17 protein-coding genes are annotated in these 21,746 nt (G+C 39.0%); all 17 read left to right on the plus strand.

The window, feature by feature from the left end; all coding sequences use genetic code 11:
* The 17 genes from ACR1R9_RS30555 to pcrA all read left to right on the plus strand — a co-directional run bounded on the left by ACR1R9_RS30555 (position 1) and on the right by pcrA (position 21,725).
* Complete coding sequence (locus ACR1R9_RS30555; protein ID WP_433921982.1) at positions 1-522, plus strand: GNAT family N-acetyltransferase; 522 nt, start codon at positions 1-3, stop codon at positions 520-522.
* Positions 522-1,697, plus strand: a complete 1,176-nt coding sequence (locus ACR1R9_RS30560) for a hypothetical protein (protein ID WP_433921981.1) — start codon at positions 522-524, stop codon at positions 1,695-1,697. The genes ACR1R9_RS30555 and ACR1R9_RS30560 overlap by 1 nt, the downstream gene beginning before the upstream one ends.
* A 32-nt stretch (positions 1,698-1,729) precedes the next feature.
* Positions 1,730-2,509 (plus strand): ABC transporter permease, encoded by a 780-nt coding sequence (locus ACR1R9_RS30565; protein ID WP_433921980.1) that lies wholly within the window; start codon positions 1,730-1,732, stop codon positions 2,507-2,509.
* A 14-nt stretch (positions 2,510-2,523) separates the two neighbouring features.
* Positions 2,524-3,288: an ABC transporter ATP-binding protein gene (locus ACR1R9_RS30570; protein ID WP_433921979.1), complete on the plus strand. Its 765-nt coding sequence runs from the start codon at positions 2,524-2,526 to the stop codon at positions 3,286-3,288.
* Between the two features lie 484 nt (positions 3,289-3,772).
* The gene (locus tag ACR1R9_RS30575) at positions 3,773-4,711 is read left to right on the plus strand and encodes an NAD-dependent epimerase/dehydratase family protein (protein WP_433921978.1); all 939 of its coding nucleotides are present in this window, start codon (positions 3,773-3,775) and stop codon (positions 4,709-4,711) included.
* A complete protein-coding gene (locus ACR1R9_RS30580) occupies positions 4,689-7,769 on the plus strand; it encodes a glycosyltransferase (RefSeq protein WP_433956409.1) in 3,081 nt (1,026 codons plus the stop codon). The genes ACR1R9_RS30575 and ACR1R9_RS30580 overlap by 23 nt, the downstream gene beginning before the upstream one ends.
* A 26-nt stretch (positions 7,770-7,795) precedes the next feature.
* A complete protein-coding gene (locus tag ACR1R9_RS30585; protein ID WP_433921976.1) occupies positions 7,796-9,283 on the plus strand; it encodes a class I SAM-dependent methyltransferase in 1,488 nt (495 codons plus the stop codon).
* 172 nt (positions 9,284-9,455) lie between these two features.
* Entirely contained in the window at positions 9,456-10,004 is a 549-nt protein-coding gene (locus tag ACR1R9_RS30590) for a hypothetical protein (protein ID WP_433921975.1), read from the plus strand.
* 41 nt (positions 10,005-10,045) lie between these two features.
* Complete coding sequence (gene rfbB, locus ACR1R9_RS30595; protein WP_433921974.1) at positions 10,046-11,029, plus strand: dTDP-glucose 4,6-dehydratase; 984 nt, start codon at positions 10,046-10,048, stop codon at positions 11,027-11,029.
* Between the two features lie 504 nt (positions 11,030-11,533).
* On the plus strand, positions 11,534-12,559 hold the full coding sequence (rfbB, locus tag ACR1R9_RS30600; protein ID WP_433921973.1) for a dTDP-glucose 4,6-dehydratase: 1,026 nt from the start codon (positions 11,534-11,536) through the stop codon (positions 12,557-12,559).
* Positions 12,556-13,431, plus strand: a complete 876-nt coding sequence (gene rfbD / locus ACR1R9_RS30605) for a dTDP-4-dehydrorhamnose reductase (protein ID WP_433921972.1) — start codon at positions 12,556-12,558, stop codon at positions 13,429-13,431. The genes rfbB (ACR1R9_RS30600) and rfbD overlap by 4 nt, the downstream gene beginning before the upstream one ends.
* 168 nt (positions 13,432-13,599) lie before the next feature.
* Entirely contained in the window at positions 13,600-14,541 is a 942-nt protein-coding gene (locus tag ACR1R9_RS30610; protein ID WP_433921971.1) for a glycosyltransferase family 2 protein, read from the plus strand.
* Between the two features lie 171 nt (positions 14,542-14,712).
* On the plus strand, positions 14,713-15,642 hold the full coding sequence (locus ACR1R9_RS30615) for a glycosyltransferase family 2 protein (protein ID WP_433923774.1): 930 nt from the start codon (positions 14,713-14,715) through the stop codon (positions 15,640-15,642).
* Entirely contained in the window at positions 15,639-17,039 is a 1,401-nt protein-coding gene (locus tag ACR1R9_RS30620) for an undecaprenyl-phosphate glucose phosphotransferase (protein ID WP_433921970.1), read from the plus strand. Before ACR1R9_RS30615 ends, ACR1R9_RS30620 begins: the two co-directional genes overlap by 4 nt.
* Positions 17,040-17,218: 179 nt before the next feature.
* Positions 17,219-18,094 carry a phosphatidylinositol-specific phospholipase C/glycerophosphodiester phosphodiesterase family protein gene (locus ACR1R9_RS30625; protein ID WP_433921969.1) on the plus strand — a complete coding sequence of 292 codons (876 nt, stop codon included), beginning with the start codon at positions 17,219-17,221 and terminating at the stop codon, positions 18,092-18,094.
* 287 nt (positions 18,095-18,381) lie between these two features.
* On the plus strand, positions 18,382-19,068 hold the full coding sequence (locus ACR1R9_RS30630) for a heptaprenylglyceryl phosphate synthase (protein ID WP_411836014.1): 687 nt from the start codon (positions 18,382-18,384) through the stop codon (positions 19,066-19,068).
* A 296-nt stretch (positions 19,069-19,364) separates the two neighbouring features.
* Positions 19,365-21,725: a DNA helicase PcrA gene (pcrA, locus tag ACR1R9_RS30635; protein ID WP_099859238.1), complete on the plus strand. Its 2,361-nt coding sequence runs from the start codon at positions 19,365-19,367 to the stop codon at positions 21,723-21,725.
* Positions 21,726-21,746 lie beyond the last annotated feature (21 nt).

Here is a 21,746-nt window from a genome sequence, read left to right on the forward strand (position 1 = left end):
TTGAATCACGATTTTATAATTAAAAATGATAAGTTTACTTTAACACCAGTAACAGAAGCTGATATTGAATTGATGAGGGGTTGGAGAAATTCCCCTCTGAACCAGTCTAGTTTTCTTACAAACACTTATATAGAGATAGATCAACAAAAAAGATGGTATGAGAAATACTTGCAAAAAACAGATGATATCATGTTTATAGTTAATGATCTCGAAGATTCAGGTAAAAGTGTTGGAATGCTTGGCTTGTATAATATTGATAATTATAAAAAGAGAGCAGAGTTCGGCAGATTGCTAATAGGTGAATCCTCCACTCGGGGAAAGGGATTAGGATTAGCTATTACCATTAGCTTGTGTGAATTCGGCTTTGAACTTTTAGAACTCAACGAAATATATTTAGAGGTTATTGCCAATAATACTTCTGCTTGTAAAGTTTATGCAAAGGCTGGTTTCTTAGAAACTGAACGATACTCAATTAACGATAAAGTGATAATTAAAATGTCCTTATATAAGGAGAATTTTTAATGCGTTTAACAAACGTGGTCGCATTCTGTCTAGGTGATATTCCGTCTGCAAGAGTTGGAATAGTGGAAGTTATGAAGCAATTACAAAAGGAAGGACTTATCGACTTCCATTTTTATTTAACTGCTCATCTTACAAAAGAAATATTGTCCGAGGCCGATATCATTATTAGCGTTCGATCAGCAGATTCCTATGAACTCAACATTATTAAAGAATGCAAGAAATTGGGGAAAATGACAATTTATTATATGGATGATGACTTGTTGAACATTCCTCTTTATGCCGCTAGTACAGACTATTTTAATACTGAAATGATTAGAAAAAACATAATTTCAATAATCAATCACTCTGATTACTTATTGACAAATAATATTCATATTAAAGAAAAATATGAACCATTTGTTATAAATAGAGCCGTTATCATAAATGCTCCAGCTCTTTTAATTAACGAAGTAACATTGAATGAGCATTCGGAGAATGATAACGAAACAGTGAAAATAGGATTTAGTGGCGGCATTGATCATAAGAACAATATCGAGAGATTTCTAAAAAAACCGCTTACTAAATTAAAACATAAATATCAAGATAGTATTGCTTTTGAATTTATGGGGGCTGAACCTGAATTAGACGGAGTAGACTATAGATTTATTCCTTATAAAACAAACTATGAAGAATATTTGAAAGAGATGAGGGAACTGCACTGGGATATTGGGATCGCGGTACTCCCAGCTAGTGATTTTCATGCATCTAAATATTTTAATAAATATTTAGAATATGGAGCAATTGGAGCAGCTGGGGTATATTCTAATGTTGAACCATATCGTTTTATTGTGAAAAGTAAAATTAATGGTTTACTTGTAGAAAATACGTCAGATGGATGGTTTCATGGATTATCTTGTCTTATTGATGATACTGTTTTAAGAAAAGCTATTGCAAATAATTCAAGGACACATCTTGAAAAAGAGTTTACTGTCTCTAAGATTGCTAATGACTGTATTACTGAGTTAAATGAATTGGTTACTTTTCGGGCTCAGCAATGCAGACCTAATCAATTTAATCTTAATCTTGGCTCAAAGGAACTCCTGGCGAGCAAAGTTATCAATATTTTTAAATCAATGGGGTACAGGGCTCCTGGATACCTGGTAAAAAAAATCATAAAGAAAATTTCAAAAAAATAAATATCTATAAGGTCTGTGAGGTTAGAGATAGGGTGAAATATTTCAAAAATTTATATGAGGCCCGTTATATATTAATTAGTTTGACTCGACAGGATCTTAAGAACAGATATAGAAATTCGGTACTCGGAGTAGCATGGAATTTCCTCTCTCCTCTTGGTATCGTTGTTATTATTGGGTTGGTTTATTCAGTGGTTTTTAATACGCCTATTAAAGAGTTGATTCCCTATTTGTTTTCCGGCTTGTTGCCATGGATTTTCTTTACAAGTAGTGCTGAAGGGGGGGCCATCTCTTTTTTAAGCTCCCAGGGTTATATTAAACAAACTCAAGTTCCTATAGAGATTTTCCCCTTAAGAGCTAGTATAGTTAACTTTGTGAATTTATTAATTTCATTGGGAGCATTTTTTTTATTATATATTTTTATAGATCCCGGAAGTTTTGGATTCAATATGTTGTTTATTGTTCCAGCCTTAATAATTTGGTTGTTTTTTTGCTCAGCTTGGGCTACGATCTCAGCAATAGTGAACCTGTATCTAAGAGATTTTCAGCCGCTACAATCATTGGTTATCCAAGGATTCTTTTATTTAAGCCCAATTATCTATAAACCTGAAATGATGGATTCGAAGAATTTTCAGTGGATATATCTGTTAAATCCGTTCTATTATTTTTTGGAAATTATAAGAGGACCATTACTAGGAAAAGAAATTCCTAATTGGAGAACTTGGGTAATTTGCATAATAATCACTTTAATTCTCATCCAAATATCGATAGTGCTTATTAATAAAATAGGCAGAAAAATCACTTTTAGATTGTGAAAGGTGAATCTTATATGAGTTCAGTTGAAATGAAAAACGTGAATTTGCAATACCAAATCATGAAGGAAAACAGCTTGAAAGATATATTAACTCCAAAAAAATATAAAAATCAATTAATAGAGAAAAAAAAGACCATACATGCTTTGAAAAACATAAATTTATCCTTGGCGGACGGCGATCGATTGGCAATAATTGGTCATAATGGTGCCGGTAAAAGTTCGTTCTTAAAGGTTATAGCTGGCATATTCCCTCCAAAGAGTGGTGAAATGAGAATTGAAGGGAAAATTGCTAGTTTGTTTGAATTGTCCACTGGATTCGAGATGGAAGCAACTGGATGGGAGAATATTAAACTTAGAGGATTAATGCTTGGCCAATCCCCAAAAGAGCTTTCGAATAAGATGCAAGAAATTGCTGATTTTAGCGAGTTAGGTGAACACTTGAATTTACCGGTCAAATACTATTCTTCTGGTATGTTCATTCGATTGGCTTTTTCAGTTTCAACGTCAATTGAACCAGATATTTTGCTCCTGGATGAAGTTATTGCTGCAGGTGATGCTAAATTCTTGAAAAAGGCGCAAGCTAGATTAAATGAACTTGTAGATCGTGTCAAAATTCTTGTTTATGTCACACATAGTATGTCCTCTGCATTAGAGTTCTGTAATAAGTGTATATGGCTGGAATACGGGGAAGTTAAAATGTTAGGGACTCCCGAGGAAGTAACTAAAGCATATATAAATTATACAACTGGCTTGATAGGTGAGGGAGAAAATAAACTGTGATAGAAGCAGTTTTTTTGAGTACATGGATGATTATCAAAAAGTGAAATGTTTTTGACGAGAAATGCTGTTGGAAAATAACCCAATTTGCGAAAAAAGTGATATCCCAAGGCTTCCACACCAGAAGGAGATCAGATCGAACAGAGGTTATGTTTGTTACTCAACTTCCACGGAGCGAAAATCTGCTTGTTCTTGTACTTGCTGAACTTAGGATCAAATGGCCCTCTTGCACAAACCTAAGTCAGTTACAAGCCCTACTAAGAAGCGCTCCGGTCTACTCGGCAGATAATAGTGTTCATACTTGTTCGTGTTGTAGCGGCCATGAAGACCGCTTGTGATATCTTGTTGGACAGATGGTTCACAAAAGCGTCGTCACACGAGGAATCAACGCATCGGCATGTTTAATAACGGAAATAAACATTCCCTTGTTCAGAGAAATGTCTTATTAGGTTGATGGAAAAATAAAAAAAACAGAGGTAGGTAAAAAGTGGAAAATAATGCTCTGGTGATTGGTGGACAAGGTTTTATAGGTTTTAGTGTAGCTATGACATTATATAATAACGGTTGGAATGTAAGGGTGTTAGATCGAAACATCACTGATAAATTTAATGAAGTAAACATAGAAACCATGGTTGGAAATGTATTTGATAAAGATACACTCAAATTCGCACTTAAAGATGTGGATGTGGTATTTTATTTTATTTCACATTCGCTACCTAGTTCAAATCGCGATAATTTAAACTATGAACTACAGAATTCACTTACAGCATTAGATAGTGTTCTTGATACAATGGTGAATTTAAATGTTAAGAAAATAGTGTTTCCTTCATCGGGTGGAACTATATATGGAAATGTTAAAGACCAAAATGTAACTGAGTCGATCGAACCGAATCCTCTTTCTTCTTATGGGCAAGGAAAATTATTAAGTGAGGAGATTATAAAATTTTATAATCGAGTTCATAATGTCGAACATCTCATTCTTCGGATTTCAAACATTTATGGTTGTCACTTCTATAGAAGAGTAGAACAAGGAGCTGTAGATATATTTATACAAAACATCCTAAATGATAAACCTATTTCCATATGGAGTGGTGCAGAAAATTCTATAAGGGACTATATCTTTATTGATGACTTTTGTGATGCATTAATTACATTGCTAAATCGAAAAATACATGGAATTTACAATATTGGGACTGGTGAAGGTAGTAAGTTAATGGATATCATACAAATAATTGAGAGTATATTGAAAAGAGAAGCGATAATCGTTCGTAACAATAACTATAGTGGGGTTAGTAGAAACGTTCTAGACATATCAAAGATTAAAGAAGATTGTAAATGGTTTCCTAAATATAACCTTGAAGAAGGAATTAAAAAAACTATTAAAAGAAAAAAGGAAAATAATAATGAAATTTCAAGAATTTACTAACGATCAATATATCCTCGATAACGGTTACGAGAATAATAGCCCCTTAGTTAGTATTGTTATGCCAACTTACTGTAGAATGGCGGAAGGCTTTCTAAAACGGTGTATAGAGTCAGTGTTAAGTCAAACGTATATAAATTTTGAATTTATCATTATTGATGATGGTTCAAGTGATGGCTCCCAAGAGCTTATAGTTCAATATGCTTTAAATGATAATAGAATAGTTTATATACGTCATGATATTAATTGCGGTTTACCAGCTGTTAGAACAAATGAAGGCATATTGAAAGCTAGGGGCGATTATGTTGCGTTTATTTTTGATGATAATATATGGGACCCTCTTTTTTTGGAAATTTTATTAGCTGAGATGATTTCAAAACCTGCTGATGTTCAATATTCTATCACAAATATGAAAATTAACGACGATCAACATTTTTTCCTAGGGGAATGGCCTTTAACATTTGAGATTTTATATCATTTAAATACCATTCCAAATGGCTCAGTTCTATGCAAAAGATCCTTCTTTGAAAAATATGGACTATATGATTCTCATATTGGAATGCGACGTCTATGTGATTGGGATCTATGGTTCAGGGCTAAATCATTAGGAGCTACCTTTAATTATGTTAACAAGATACTTAGTACTGAACTAGGCCCTTCCTCTCCAGTTTCACTTGGGCTTTCGGTTAAAATGGATTACAAGTTAACTTATGCATATATGACTGATGAAAAGTTAATCGCTGAAAGAACTAAAAAACTACTGCCTGATACGATTGACCACTTTGATGTATTTAATTTCAACGCATTATTACCATATATAAAAAATTATGATGAGTATCTGAATGTAGAGAACATCGTATATAAACCTTTTTTTGAAAGGCATACCTATTATAACAATGAAAATTCTTTTAATAACCGATTGTTTGGTATTAATAATAATCAACTTTCTCCGTTTAAATCCGAATTTAGCCTAAACCGTAAACTTCGGATTCTTTTAGTTTGTAATGTCTATAATGATAAGATTTCTAAGTATAAAGAACTTTTACAACAGCAGCATTCGGATTCTATCATAATAACTTGTGGAGAATGGCAACTATCATCATATTCACCATCAGACATTGATTTTCTCTTTTTGGTTGATTGCACAGGTCTTTTTATAACGGACTACGTCCGCCAATATAAAGAACTAAATATACCTATTTTATACTTGATCTCGTATGGACTCCAGAAAAATCACTTGACGGATGTAGTTGATTATAATCAACTTGAATGTGTTCAAGATGTCTTTAAAATGGATTTATACTTCCCTAAAAAAGGACTTCCATGGAAAGACGAACAGCTTCAAGCTGCTACACAATTGATGGACTTATCAAGTCTTGTAATTAATCTCACTAATAGTGATGATGCTTTTATAAAAATAAACACCAGAAAAATACCGTTAGAGGAAGATGATTTTAGTAATTACATTATATATACTGGCCAATTACTAACAAACATTAATCATAATAAGTGCTTGATATTTCTGAATTCTTCTATGATTTCTGGTTCGGAAATTTATGGGGTGCAAATCGGTAAAATGTTGCATAGTGCCGGTATTGATGTTCAGGTCTGTGTTCCGGATGAAAAAAACTATGGGGATGATGAAAACGATGATAACATAAACAAATATATTCAGGATTTAGGTTTAAAACCTATAATGACTGCTCCGTATAATTCAAGCAACAGAGATGGAAATTATATAGAATTCTTACTTGATTGGATATCTACTCAAGATATTGGCTTAATAATATGCAGCAGCTACATTCAGGACATCGTCTCGGCTGCTTCTATGTTAGATATTCATTCTGTATTTGCTTTATTTCAACCTACTGGATATTCTTACGAAAAAATGTTGGAATTGAAACTTGCAGCAAGTGGTACGATTTCCGATTCAGATTGGGCTGCTAAACTTTACAATCAAGCATTTGATTTAGCAACAGTGAAAATTCCCTCGATAGTCTTTAATCATAAATTTAATAAAAAAAATTACGACGGGCAAACGATCTCGATAGCAATAGGTGGCACATTACAAAAAAGGAAGCGTCAGTTAGAAGCGGTTAAAGCATGTCATTTACTCATTCAACATGGATATAATATAGAGCTCAACATCTACGGATACAAACTTCAAATGCTGTCGTCGTATGTTGAAGAAATACAAACTTATATTGAAAAAAATGAATTGAAAGACAAAATTAGATTGCATGGGCTTGCACCAATGGAGGAGTTAATCTCCAACAATGATATTATATTATCAACTTCAGTTGATGAGAGTATCCCACAAACCTTGTTAATTTGCGCAGCGGGTGGATTGATTCCAGTCGCCTGCCCCTGTGGTGGAATCCCAGAATTGATTGTTGATGAGGTAACAGGTTATTTATCGGAAGATTTTACAACTATAAGTATATCCCAAACACTGAAGAGAGCTATAGATAACAAAGAAAACTGGAAGGGGGTTTCCAATAATATAAAAGATTTGATAAATAAAGAATACAGCATAGAATTAGTAAGGAGTAAATTACTAGAACATCTAATGTTAAAAACCAGTACACCGAAATATAAAAGCCATAACTTCTCTATAAGTCATGGGTTTAATCCAATCGCTACAAGAGTCATAGATGCTGATTCCATTAGCTTTTCAAGACCTATTTCTACATCGAAGAAGTATAAATTTATTTGTAATGTAAATCAATTAAGTGAAATAGGCATAATCTTCGGTACTTTAAATGGAAAAGTTGATAATGGAACAATCCACATGGCTTTATTTTCGAACGGAAGGAAATTAAGAGATTCAATAATAGAGATTAGTAACATAAGTTTTAATGACTGGACTTATTTCAAGTTTGAGCCTCTATTAAATTGTTCAGAAAAGCAGTTTACGATTCAGTTATCTTTCCAAAGTGCCTTCAAAGCTATTGGAACATTCGAAAATAAAAATAGAAGGAGTTATTTATACAAATTATTAAACCGACTAGATATTCACCTACCGATTGTTGATTTGCTTTATATTGACTTAAAAGAATGACATAGCTACATGGTGGAGGTAAAGGGATGGAAAATTTAGTCAGAATAGACTTGGGATGTGGACATACAAAAGCTGAGGGATACCTTGGAATAGATCGCTATCATTTTCCTGGAGTTGACATCGTAGCTGACTTGAATAAAGGAATTCCTCTTGAAGATAACTCAGTTGATATTATGTTATGTTCACATTCTTTAGAGCACTTCGATAATATCTACCTCATTATGGAGGAAATATATCGTGTTTGTAAGCATCAGTCTCTAATTTATGTTTTGGCTCCCTACTATATGGAAACCGTAAATCTCGCTAATTTTTATCATAAGCAGGTATTTAATGAGTCTACTTTTCGCTTTTTTACATCTGATTCAGCTTCTTCTGTAGATAAAAGGGATTATTACAATCCACATGCTTTTAATTGGGGTCTAGGTCTAAGCGATAATAGCCAATTAAGTATAAATATACACACCGTTAGCATGGAATTTTTTTATTTCCCTGATTATATTGATTTTTCCGAGGAGGAAAAGCGGAATGCACGTAGGTCTCTGCAAAATGTATGTGATCAAATATACTATATATTAGCAGTAAATAAATCTGGTGCTCCTTTCACTTCGGATGAAACTGCTGAATTAAAAAAAAATGCAAACGAAAATGAGCCTGATATTATTCATCAAGTACGTAAAAGAGAAATAAATCAAGACATGGGTACTTCGATTCTATCGGATATAAAGAAATGGAATAATAACCTTGAGAAAAAAATAGATAGCGGTATTAAAGATGCTAAAAACTTGTTAGTTGAATCAGAAGACCAATTTCATTTTTTGAAAAAAAAGGTAAATGAAATAGAAAGGCAACAATTAGATAAAATTGTTAAATTGGAAGGACGATTAGACTGGTTCGAAAAAAAGGTTAATCAAATCGAAAGATCTCAATTTGAGGAAATTGTTAATATCAAAGAAATGAACAAGGAAACTGCAATTTTGCTCCATAAAACATCATTGAAGAATAATAGTTTAGCTTCATCCATCCTTGAATTAATGAAGGCTAAAGAATCTGTTACCTTTAAATTTGGTAGTAAGGAACTATTTAGAAAAGAGCATAATGTATATAATGCTCTAGTTAATAACCATCTTAGATTTATAGATGGCATTACACTTCAAACTAAATGTTTTAAGAAAAACTCAATTTTAACATTATCAAATACAATTCCTTACAGTGAATACATCGAGTATTCTTTATCAGGAGTTGGCTGTAAGATTAATTATTTTCTGTTTTCAAATCTTGGGGCTAACTTATTTTTGGAACTTGTCCAGGATGGGAATATAATACAGCAAACGAGTTTTTCTGTCACATATGAAGGTATGCATGTTTGGGTATTGGAAAGAGAAATTAATGGTGAGGTGCTGCTCAGATTTCGCGTTCGTGATAACTATAGTATTGTCAGATTATTAGAGATTAATAACCGCAGGCTTATGATATTATCTAAGAAGAGCTTAGCTGCATACGTAACCACTACCTAAAAAGAGCACACATTTTCTGATTATTAAAGATGAAGGGAGTTACTACTTAGGTATACTCTCGAGGGTCTATAAAACATCTGGCTGGCCAAAACTCTAAAAATAGCAGCTAGCGCCATCCAGCGCTGACTCCTTTGCCGGAAAATTATTCTGAGATATCTCTAAAGAGGAAAAAATGAAAAAAATACTGCTAATTCTATTTAATTTATTGCTTTTAATTCTACTAATAATTTTAGTTGAAGATGGGTTTAGGCATACTACTGAACCCGTGCGTGAACCAGCGAATCAAAAAGAGGGCGCTCCAAATGTTTTGCAGTTATTGAAAAACGATTCTCCTGAGTTATTTGATAAGAGCTCCCTTAAGGATTTTTTTAAAGTGGGTCAACGTATTGATAAATCTCAAATAAAATCTATAGATAATCTATTAGGCAATTTTGATGGAATGACTGAAATTTCTAATAATATAGGTGCCGCTTCCGGATGGTTTTTTTCGGGTGAAGATCAAGTGGATTTCATTTTATTTATTGATAATGAGAATAAGGTTCTTGGAGCTGGACTAATTGGAATAGAGAGACCAGGATTATCAAAAGAAATTGGGAAAGAAAATGCTGATTTTGATGGATGGGTTGGTTTCCTTAAACTAGATGGTAATATGCAGCAAGTTCACGCAATTTGTAAGTTTAAAAACAAAGAAGCTTTTTATAATATTGGTAGTATGAATTAAATGAACATGATAGAAAATATTAATGAAAAGTAGGTGCTGACATGAGACTTTTAGTTACTGGTGGGGCTGGATTCATAGGTAGTAATTTTATTAACTACATGCTTTTGAAGTATCCCGAATATACTATTATAAATGTTGATTCTTTAACCTATGCAGGAAACCCAGAAAACTTGACCAAAGCTATAGAGTATCCAAACTACAAATTTTATCATACTAGTATTCTCAATGAAGACAAAATAGAATCCTTATTTAAAACTGGAATAGATGTGGTGGTTAATTTTGCAGCCGAGTCGCATGTTGATCGAAGTATAGTGGAGCCGAATGTCTTTGTGATGACAAATGTAGTTGGTACTCAGACATTGCTAGAACTATCTAAAAAATACAGTGTTTCAAAATACGTCCAGGTCTCCACTGACGAGGTTTACGGTTCTTTGGGGGAAACAGGTTTATTCAGTGAAACAACTCCCCTTGCTCCTAATAGTCCTTACTCTTCTAGTAAAGCAGGTGCTGATCTGCTTGTAAGGGCATATTATGAAACTTACGGTTTACCAGTGAACATTACTAGATGCTCAAATAACTATGGTCCCTACCAATTTCCAGAGAAACTTATACCATTAATGATCATTCGTGGTATGAACAATCAATATCTTTCAGTTTATGGTGATGGTCTTAATGTAAGGGACTGGCTCTATGTCGAAGATCACTGTAGTGCCATTGATCTCGTAGTTCATAGTGGAGTTGCCGGTGAAGTGTATAATATTGGTGGACATAATGAGTATACGAATATCGATATTGTTAAATATATTTTGAAATTGTTGGACAAGCCTGACTCTCTAATTAACTACGTGGAAGATCGGCTTGGACATGACAGACGTTACGCTATTGATCCAACTAAAATTGAAACTGAATTAGGCTGGAAACCTAAGCACAAGTTTGAAACTGGAATTAAGGAAACAGTCAAATGGTATCAAGAAAACCCAATTTGGTGGAATAACATTTTTGATGGAACCTATCAGCAAAAATAACACTCAAATTTGAAATGCACGGAGGCAAAATTGCTTCACATAGAACTTACTTGATCTAGTGTTAATTAATCAAGCAAATCTAATTAACTAAAAAATCCGGTTTTGTTTCTTTTGAATCTTTTTACTTTGATTGATATCAAGGTTATATGTGCTATTGAAAGATGAATTGATTAATAAAACTGAATTTAAATTTTTAGCACCTTCTTTGATTCTCCTAGAGGGTGCTTTTCTATTATTTATATGCTGTGATTAATAGTTACATAATCATACGAACAAGAATGTAAAAGAAAGATCAGCTAATAGCAATTAGGCCAAACTAATTCGAGTTAATAAGCATGACCTATCCATATTTAGATGTTATGTTCAGATTATAATTAAAAGGACATATATACTTAAATTCTCATCAAAAATTAGCACCAATTGAAGTAAGATTGAATAATTAATAGGGTGATCAACTTTTACTAAGAGGTACATTTGATTTGTCTATCTCTAGAGGAGGCCCCTATGATTTTACTCGTTACCGGCGGTGCCGGATTTATTGGAAGTAACTTTGTCATTTATATGCTTGAGCAGTACCCAGGCTATGAAATCATCAACGTAGATGCGCTCACATATGCTGGCAATTTGGAGAATTTGAAATCACTTGAAGGCAACAAGCGGCATACCTTTGTCAAAGAAGATATCACTGATGCCAAGGAGATGGACCGCCTGATTGGTAAGGGCGTGGATGTGGTAGTTAATTTTGCTGCCGAATCTCACGTGGATCGGAGTATCTTGGAACCGGATGTGTTTGTGAAGACGAACGTCAATGGTACTCAGGTGTTATTGGATGTCGCCAAAAAACACAATATTACTAAGTTCGTCCAAGTTTCAACTGATGAGGTGTACGGTTCTCTCGGACCTACAGGATTATTTACGGAAGAGACTCCGCTTCAACCCAATAGCCCATATTCTGCCTCTAAGGCAGGAGGAGATCTATTGGTCCGTGCCTATCATGAGACCTTTGGTCTTCCTGTAAATATAACGCGTTGCTCGAACAATTACGGACCGTTCCAGTTCCCGGAGAAACTTATTCCACTCATGATCTCGCGTGCATTGAATGATGAAGCACTACCTGTTTACGGAGACGGGCTGAACATTCGAGACTGGCTGTACGTTGAGGATCACTGCAGTGCGATCGATCTTGTTATTCATCAAGGACGTAATGGCGAGGTATACAACATTGGTGGCAACAACGAGCGAACTAACGTGCACATAGTGAAAACCATTCTAGAGCAACTCGCCAAGCCGGATTCTTTGATTAAGTATGTACAAGATCGCCCCGGACATGATCGCAGATATGGTATCGACCCAACCAAAACGATGAACGAACTCGGCTGGAAGCCCAAACATAACTTTGAAACGGGAATCAAAGAAACCATTCAATGGTATCTCGATAATAAAAAATGGTGGACGCGTATCCAATCGGGGGCCTATCAGGAATACTATGAAAAGCAATACGGTTCTCGTTTGGGAGACGCCAAGGCATGAAGATATTTGTGACTGGAGCCAACGGGCAGCTGGGGCGTGATGTGGTAATCCTTCTGGAGAAAGAAGGACATTCCGTTCTCGCTTGTACTCGCGAGCAATTGGATATTACGGATCAGCTTGAATGCAGCAATGTTTTATCCACATATCATCCAGAAGTGATTATCCATTGTGCGGCTTATACCGCGGTCGATGCCGCCGAGACGGATGTAGACGGAGCATATCAAGTCAATGCCATAGGGACCCGTAATATCGCTGTAGCTGCTGAGCAGATCGGGGCCAAACTGATTTATATCAGTACAGATTATGTGTTTGACGGTACCTCTGATGAACCTTATCATGAATATGATAACACCAGTCCACAGAGTATCTATGGCAAGTCCAAGCGTGCCGGAGAGGTGCTGGTACAATCGTTATCTTCACGATGGTTTATTGTCCGCACTTCGTGGGTGTATGGTATTCACGGAAATAATTTTGTCAAGACCATGTTGAAACTTGGTCAGGAGAAGCCCAAGCTCCAAGTGGTACACGACCAGAAGGGATCACCTACGTATACGGTTGATTTGGCCCATTTTTTACTGGAATTAATGAGTACTGAAAAATACGGTGTCTATCACGCTTCCAACAGTGGGGCATGTACATGGTATGAATTCACTCAAGCGATCTTTGAAGAGGCTCAGTTATTCCCCGGTTTCCATATTCAAGCTAAAGTTAATCCTTGTACTACAGATCAGTTTTCCCGTCCTGCCCCGCGGCCAAGGAATTCCGTCATGGATCGCTCATCGATCCGTACCAATGGTTTAAATGATCTTAGGCCTTGGCGGGAGGGTCTGCGTGAATTTATCATGCAGTTCATGCGGAACAACACTAAATAAAACTGCCTTATCTAGTAATACTCTATTCTAACCCTCTAATCCTGAACCCAGGATGGAGGTTTTTTAGTATAATTAACAAAGTTAGTCTATTAAGCAGTAATATTGGTGCTCAACCCAATGACATGAAAACTGTAATTTGATTTGAGCTGATTAAGGAGTTTATTAATTATGAATGAACCAACCGTTAGCGTACATATTGTTACATATAACAGCAGTACGGACATCGAAGAATGCCTGAGAGCCGTTCAAATGCAGACCTATCCTATAGAAACCGTGGTCATTATTGATAATGCATCTGTCGATGGGACTTTGGACAAGATTAGGATTATTATGGAAACATATCCTATCTCAATTAATTTGATGACTCAAGAAAAAAACTTAGGATTCGCACCAGCACATAATCTTGCTATCCAACTTACGACGAGCAATTATGCACTAATATTAAATCCAGATGTGACGTTAGACCCCAATTACATCACTCAGATTATACACACCATGGAATCTAATGTGGTTTTCGGGAGTGTTGCTGGGAAGTTGCTGTTAAAATCTGATCCCAAAACCTGTGACAGTACAGGATTGATCATGAATAGAGCCAGAAGAGCATTCGACCGTGGAACTGGAGAGCCCGCTGATTTATGGGGCAAATCAGGTGAGGTATTTGGTGTTTCGGGTGCCGCCGCCTTATATTCTCGTGAATTCATTAACCATATCAGTATCGATGGAGAGTTTTTTGATAGCAGTTTTTTTGCCTATAAAGAAGATGTGGATGTGGCTTGGAGGGGGCAGTTGTTGGGTTGGAAAGCTTACTATGATTCTGAAGCCATAGCATATCATGAACGTGGCTGGAAAAAAGGAGGAAGGAGTCAACAGCCATTGTTTATTCGGAGGGCTTCGTACATTAACAGATACAAAATGATCTTTAAAAATGATTCTATTCAAGGAATCTGTAAAAACTTTTTAAAGATGATTCCCTATGAAATTGCAAGTCATGCATACTTTCTACTGAGAGAGCCAAGGGTATTAGGAGCATGGAAGACGTTGTGGAGCGAAAGACGAGAACTTCGACATAAAAGGAATATGATTCGTCAGAAGAGTAATTTTCACGAATAATTTTTTATCCCCATTCTTTCTTACACGTCCCACTCATCCAGACAGAATATGCTATACTCACGATAGAAGGTTTATCCTATACAGCATTAACAAGTCAGGAGTTTACAAATGACCCAAGTACTAGAAACCACCCAGAGGGCCGGTTTACAATCAATAGAATCATCTCAATTGATTGACGCCAGCATCATCATCGTAAACTACAATACACGCCAACTGACACTGGACTGTCTGGCATCAGTATATGAATCGACTACTTCCTTTCAATATGAATGCATTGTCGTCGACAATGCATCGCATGATGGATCAGTGGAAGCAATCCGTGACGAGTACCCAGGTGTACGGTTAATTGCAAATCGGGACAATACGGGTTTTGCCGTTGCTAATAACCAGGCCATGGAAATCGCCAAAGGACGGTATATTCTACTGCTCAATTCGGACACGGTTGTACAGAAGGATACTTTGGAAATCATGATCGGATACATGGACAATCACCCAGAGATGGGGGCATCCGGTTGTAAGGTGATTCTCCCTGATGGTTCCCTGGATAAAGCGTGCAAGAGAGGATTTCCTACACCATCGGCATCGTTTTATTATGCATTCGGTATCTCACGGATGTTTCCTGATCGTCCGAAGTTTAATCAGTACCAACTCGGACATCTCAGCTCGGATGATGAGTATCCTGTAGACTGTCTTGTCGGTGCATTCATGCTCGTGCGGCGTGAAACCATCGACCAAGTGGGCGGCTTGGATGAAACTTTCTTCATGTATGGTGAAGATATCGACTGGTGTTATCGCATCAAAGAAGCGGGCTGGGGCATTTATTATTACCCGCGTACATATATTGTGCACTACAAGGGTGCAAGTGCCCGGCGTAAACCTATGAAAATTATTTATGAGTTTCATAGGGCAATGTGGGTATTCCACCGTAAACATTATGCCAAGCGCTACGGCATTTTGATCAACACAGCCGTATGGCTAGGTATCTCATTAAAATTCTCATTGTCTCTGATCTGCAATAAGATCATTAGACCTTCTTCGCAGAAAGAATTGTCATCTGGTGGTGCGGAAGTTCGTGAGACATCGTCCGAGGTGAAAGCATGATTCGTCGTAATCAGCAATTTCTGACTCAACTGTACATTGCGGCAGATTTCTTGGTGATACAGTTTTCCTTCTTAATGGCTTGGTGGATTAAGTTTGAAAGTGACCTGCTTATCAACCATGGTTCATTGCCAATCGAGAAGTACTTTGCGTGGAGCTTAGTATACGGGGGGCTTGCCCTCTTAGTAGGTATGATGGTTTCCTTGTACGTACCCAAACGAAAAAAACGTTTTGTAGATGAATTCATGAAACTGATTCAGATCCATGGGATTGCTTTCTTTATGTTGATGAGTTTGATGTTCTTCTTCAAGGAAGTTGACATCTCTCGTGCATATCTAGCCATGTACATGGTTGGTAACGTTGCCTTCACCTTGATTTACCGGTATTTCGTCAAGCTTCAACTCAGAAGACTCCGCAAAAAGGGATTTAATCGTCAATTCGTATTAATTCTGGGAGCAGGTTCTCTTGGCAAACGGTTCTATAATAACCTCCGAAGTTATCCTGACCTCGGGTACGAGGTATACGGTTTCCTTGACGATCATCGTCATTGGGATCATGAGGAGCAGCAGCGCTACAAGCCTATTATGGGGCACATTAATCAGTTGGAGGAAATCCTATTTATTCATATGATCGACGAAGTTATTCTTGCTCTTCCATTGGATGCCCACGACAAGTATCCACACATCATTGAGGTTTGTGAAAGGGCTGGCGTACGGACACTGATTATTCCAGACTTCTTCGATTATCTTCCGGCCCGTCCGCATTTTGATAACTTCGCTGGCATGCCAATGATCAACGTGCGTGATATCCCGCTGGATATGGCAATAAACCGACTGATGAAGCGTTCATTCGATATTCTGTTTTCTCTCGTCGCCATTATTCTGACTTCCCCGGTGATGGCTATCGTGGCACTAGGTGTACGATTGACGTCGCCTGGACCGGTCATTTTCAAACAGGAGCGAGTTGGGCTCAATCGTCGTAACTTCATGATGTATAAATTCCGCTCCATGAAAGTCATTCCAGAAGGCACAATAGATACAGGTTGGTCAACGAAGAATGATCCGCGCCGTACGGCCTTCGGTACATTTATAAGACGCACTAGCCTGGATGAATTGCCTCAATTCTTCAATGTGCTACTGGGTCACATGAGCGTAGTTGGCCCAAGGCCAGAACGCCCGTACTACGTGAATCAATTCCGGGATGAAATTCCGAAGTACATGATTAAACATCATGTTCGCCCGGGAATTACGGGATTGGCGCAGAGTAAAGGATTAAGAGGAGATACGTCGATCGAGGATCGGATTGAGCAGGATATCTTTTATATTGAAAACTGGTCCTTATTATTTGATATCAAAATCATATGGGAGACCATTCGGAATGGTCTCAAGAATGCTTATTAATCTTCGCTCAATTCCAATGATCCACCATTTTAACAGCCGCCTTCGGGCGGCTTTTTGTTTTACACCTCTCCAATCAGGGTAGTTAGCTATCAAAAAGGAAAAACCGCACATGCTTCGTCATATCATGATAATCATACTCTTTTTCTTCCCTACCACCCTGATAAGGATGTGAACGCCATATGAAACGAATTGCCGCCGTCATTACACTACTCATCGTAACCGTGGGCACACTCTTTTTTGCCTATGACAGTCAGAGCGAGGAGCAGCACGATGGGTTTACGGCCTATCGACTGATTGCTCATGCCATGGGCAGTATCCGTGAGCAGCCCTACACGAACGCCTATGAGGCGATGATTGCCAATTATGAGAAGGGCACACGTGTGTTTGAGATTGACTTTATGCTGACCTCGGACCGTAAAGCAGTAGCCAGACATGAATGGACCGCCAACATGAGCAAAATGCTGGGACAGGACGAGGAGTTACCCGAAGACAAACAGGCTGGGGCATTGACACATGATGAATTTATGAATACGCCCATTCTGGGCATGTACCAACCGATGGATGCCGACGGCATTATGGATGTATTGGCCAAGTACCCGGATATGTATATCGTGACCGATACCAAAGAACAGAAGAACGAGGATATTCAGCAGGTGCTAAAATCACTCGTGGATGCAGCCAAGAAACATGACCCTTCAATTCTTAATCGGGTTGTAGTACAGATCTATAACGAGCCGATGCTCGAAACCGTGAAAGAAATCTACGCGTTTCCTTCTATTATCTATACACTTTACGCTACGCAGGATACTGAAGCGCAGGTGGTTGATTTTGTACAAAAGAATGACATCGATGCCGTAACCATGCCGGAATATAAAGTAAACCAGAATTTCGTTGCCAAGCTGAAGCAGGCTGGAGCCGTCACCTACGTGCATACCATTAATGACACTGACCAGGTAGCGAACTATGAGAAATGGGGCGTGTACGGCGTGTATTCGGATGTATTGACCGAGCAGGAACTGGATGAGATGAACACACGTTTTGCCTGGAAGCCTTGAGTATTAAATGTTGATTCAAAGGATGCAGTGTCCTACTTTAGACTTTAGATCCAACCCTACTCAAGATATTGATGTTCGAACTGGCGCCAGGCGCTGGCTTAAATTCTGTAGCATCACATCCCTACCATCTAAAATTACAGGCTTCTCCTGCAATTCCAGGGAAAAGTCTGTGATTTTTTGTTCCCCTTTTTATACGAACATTGACACTCACTCCCTGCTGACTTAGACTTAGTTTACAAGCTTTTTAGGATGCAGAAGAACCTCTGGAGGAATGTTCGTTGATAGACATGATTAAGCAGTGGAGACATGTATTTAAGCTAGACCCGGACCGGGAAATATCGGATGAAGCACTCGATCTGATCTGCATGTCGGGAACCGATGCCATTATTGTTGGTGGGTCATCGGGAATTACCTATGACAACACGGTGGACCTGATGTCGAGGGTACGTCGCTACGAGCTGCCCTGTGTACTTGAAGTATCCGAGCTGGAGGCAGTTGTGCCCGGTTTTGACGGATATCTGATTCCGATGGTGCTGAATGCAACGGATAGCAAATGGATGATCGGACAGCACCAGCAAGCCATCGAGCGTTACGGTTACTTGATCCCATGGGATCTGCTTATTGCAGAAGGTTATATTGTCCTCAATGCCGACTCCACTGTTGCCCGAATGACGGGAGCGGATACGGAATTAACGACGGATGCTGCGGTTGCTTACGCCCAGGCTGCGGAACGTCTGCTAAACCTGCCTATCGTATATATGGAGTACAGCGGAACGTTTGGAGATATGGAGCTGGTTGGAGAGACACACAGACAACTCACCAAGGCGCATCTTATCTACGGCGGCGGGATTGATAGTCCGGAGAAAGCTGGACAAGCTGCACAGGTTGCAGATACCGTAGTGGTTGGCAACATTGTTTACAGTGATTTGAACAAGGCGTTGGAGACGGTCCAAGCTGTGAAACAATCCGTTTAATCGGTTTAGTTTACCATTCCCCCAATTTCCCCTCTTGATCTGTTAAAATAGAACTTTGGCTTTGCTATTATAGAACAGTTTTTATAAGGATTAATTATCTTTTATACTAAAACGGAGAAGGCGGAATCGATCTGGAGAAACGAAGTGTTCGCCTTTATCACCGGATTTTCCCTTTGGAGAAGGGAATCAAAAAAATCTGGGGATAACAGCGATCGAAGGACGGTTCTGCAATCGGAGTCCTAGTGTAACCTCTGAATTAGACTTTATATTTCAACCAATGAAAGGAGCATGCATGCATGCAACCTGTAAATATACATGATGCCGTTGCACGGCTTAACACCCCCCAACGGCAAGCCGTCGAGGCGACGGATGGACCGCTACTGATAATGGCCGGAGCGGGCAGTGGTAAGACCCGGGTGCTCACCCACCGGATTGCTTATCTTATTGCAACACGGAAAGCACCCCCGTGGGGCATTTTGGCTATTACGTTTACGAACAAAGCAGCACGCGAGATGCAAGACCGGGTCTCCCAACTGGTTGGTGGCTCTCAGGGTCGTGACATCTGGGTATCAACGTTCCACTCCATGTGCGTACGTATTCTGCGCCGTGACATTGAACGCATCGGCTTCACCTCCAATTTCAGCATTTTGGATTCATCTGACCAATTATCTGTCATTCGTAGTTGTATGAAAGACCAGAACATCGACACAAAGAAATTTGAACCAAAAGCCGTTCAATCGATGATGAGCACCGCGAAGAATGAATTGATCAGTCCGGAGCAATATGAAAAGCAGGCTGCTGACTATTTTGAAGGCATTGTGGCGAAGGTATATAAGATGTACCAGAAACGGCTCCGTGCAAACAACTCGCTCGATTTTGACGATCTCATCATGGCGACCATTCAACTTTTCAAAGAGGTACCGGAAGTTCTCGACTTTTACCAAAAGAAATTCCAGTACATTCACGTGGATGAGTACCAGGATACCAACCGTGCGCAGTATATGCTGTGCCGTATGCTCGCTGATAGTCATCACCGCATTTGCGTCGTAGGGGATAGTGACCAATCAATCTATCGCTGGCGTGGAGCGGATATTAGCAACATCCTGAATTTTGAGAAAGACTACCCTGAAGCCAATACGATTTTGCTCGAGCAGAACTATCGTTCCACTTCGAATATCCTGAATGCAGCGAATGAGGTAATCGGCCTGAACACTGGGCGCAAACCGAAGAAACTGTGGACGGACAAAGAGGGTGGCTCAAAGATCAAGGTGTACCGTGCGGATTCCGAACATGATGAGGGGTATTTTGTAACTTCCGAGATTAGTAAAAATGTGAAGAATGGCAAATCCTATCAAAACCATGCTATTTTGTACCGTACCAATGCCCAGTCCCGGGTTATAGAGGAAATTTTGATCAAGTCTGATATTCCATATCAGATCGTTGGCGGCATCAAGTTCTATGATCGTAAAGAGATTAAGGACATTCTGGCGTATCTGCGCCTGCTTTCCAACCCTGATGATGACATCAGCCTTACCCGGATTATTAATGTACCGAAACGCAGCATTGGTGATACAACGGTCGCGAAGCTGGCAGCTGCGGCAGGAGAACGGGGGATTTCAATATACCGTGTGCTTCAGGTCGTGGATGATCTTGGTTTTGCCGGTCGAACGCGGAATGCGCTGGTGGAGTTTTATGACATGATCGCCGCGCTGCATCAGATGGTAGAGTATCTGTCTGTGACCGAATTGACCGAGAAGATTCTCGAAATGAGCCAGTACCGGCTTGAGATGCAAAATGAAAACACACTCGAATCTCGTGCACGGCTCGAGAACATTGATGAGTTCCTGTCCGTTACCATGGAATTTGAGAAAAATAATGAAGATAAAACACTCGTTTCGTTCCTCACCGATCTCGCACTGATTGCGGATATCGACAGCATGAACGATGATGAAGAGGATCAGAGTGACGCAGTTACCCTGATGACGATGCACAGTGCCAAAGGTCTAGAATTCCCTGTCGTCTTTATCGTTGGTATGGAGGAAGGAGTTTTCCCGCACAGCCGGGCCTTTATGGATAACGAGGAGCTGGAGGAAGAACGCAGACTGGCTTATGTGGGCATTACGCGTGCGGAAGAACAACTCTTCCTGTCTTGCGCGCAAATGCGGACCTTGTTCGGACGCACAACGGCGAACCCGCCATCACGCTTCCTGGATGAAATTCCGGATGAGCTAAAAGAAGATACCTCCATCGCTCGTGACCGCTACCGTCGTGGTAGCAGCGCAGGTGGATCATACGGTGGCCGTGGACTTGGTGCCAGTGGAGGGAGTAACTTTGGTGGAGCAAGCAAGTTGTTTGATCGTCAGAGCCAAAGCGGTTCTTCCGCTTCGTCAGTTACGTCCTCACGGGTTACCATGAGTACGTCGTCCAGCACATCCAGCACGCCTGCCCCGTCGTCAGCATCTAAACCGGTCGCTGCCGGAGCTGGATCTGATGGTTTCAAAGCCGGAGATAAAGTACAACACGGCAAATGGGGAACAGGTACCATTGTTGGGGTGAAAGGCACAGGTAATGACACAGAGCTTCAGATCGCATTCCCGGCCCCGGTTGGCCTAAAACGTCTGCTTGCAGGCTTTGCCCCGATCACCAAAGTAGAATAGATGTTCATGAACGAACGTAGA

This window comes from Paenibacillus taichungensis, from assembly GCF_050994985.1.
In the GTDB taxonomy this organism is placed as follows: domain Bacteria; phylum Bacillota; class Bacilli; order Paenibacillales; family Paenibacillaceae; genus Paenibacillus; species Paenibacillus taichungensis.

Excerpts from the sequence above, each read along its gene's own strand:
- ACR1R9_RS30560 (WP_433921981.1), top strand. The coding sequence starts at position 522 with ATGCGTTTAACAAACGTGGTCGCATTCTGTCTAGGTGATATTCCGTCT.
- ACR1R9_RS30570 (WP_433921979.1), top strand. The coding sequence starts at position 2,524 with ATGAGTTCAGTTGAAATGAAAAACGTGAATTTGCAATACCAAATCATG.
- ACR1R9_RS30580 (WP_433956409.1), top strand. The coding sequence starts at position 4,689 with ATGAAATTTCAAGAATTTACTAACGATCAATATATCCTCGATAACGGT.
- ACR1R9_RS30585 (WP_433921976.1), top strand. The coding sequence starts at position 7,796 with ATGGAAAATTTAGTCAGAATAGACTTGGGATGTGGACATACAAAAGCT.
- ACR1R9_RS30590 (WP_433921975.1), top strand. The coding sequence starts at position 9,456 with ATGAAAAAAATACTGCTAATTCTATTTAATTTATTGCTTTTAATTCTA.
- rfbB (WP_433921974.1), top strand. The coding sequence starts at position 10,046 with ATGAGACTTTTAGTTACTGGTGGGGCTGGATTCATAGGTAGTAATTTT.
- rfbB (WP_433921973.1), top strand. The coding sequence starts at position 11,534 with ATGATTTTACTCGTTACCGGCGGTGCCGGATTTATTGGAAGTAACTTT.
- rfbD (WP_433921972.1), top strand. The coding sequence starts at position 12,556 with ATGAAGATATTTGTGACTGGAGCCAACGGGCAGCTGGGGCGTGATGTG.
- ACR1R9_RS30610 (WP_433921971.1), top strand. The coding sequence starts at position 13,600 with ATGAATGAACCAACCGTTAGCGTACATATTGTTACATATAACAGCAGT.
- ACR1R9_RS30620 (WP_433921970.1), top strand. The coding sequence starts at position 15,639 with ATGATTCGTCGTAATCAGCAATTTCTGACTCAACTGTACATTGCGGCA.
- ACR1R9_RS30625 (WP_433921969.1), top strand. The coding sequence starts at position 17,219 with ATGAAACGAATTGCCGCCGTCATTACACTACTCATCGTAACCGTGGGC.
- ACR1R9_RS30630 (WP_411836014.1), top strand. The coding sequence starts at position 18,382 with ATGATTAAGCAGTGGAGACATGTATTTAAGCTAGACCCGGACCGGGAA.
- pcrA (WP_099859238.1), top strand. The coding sequence starts at position 19,365 with ATGCAACCTGTAAATATACATGATGCCGTTGCACGGCTTAACACCCCC.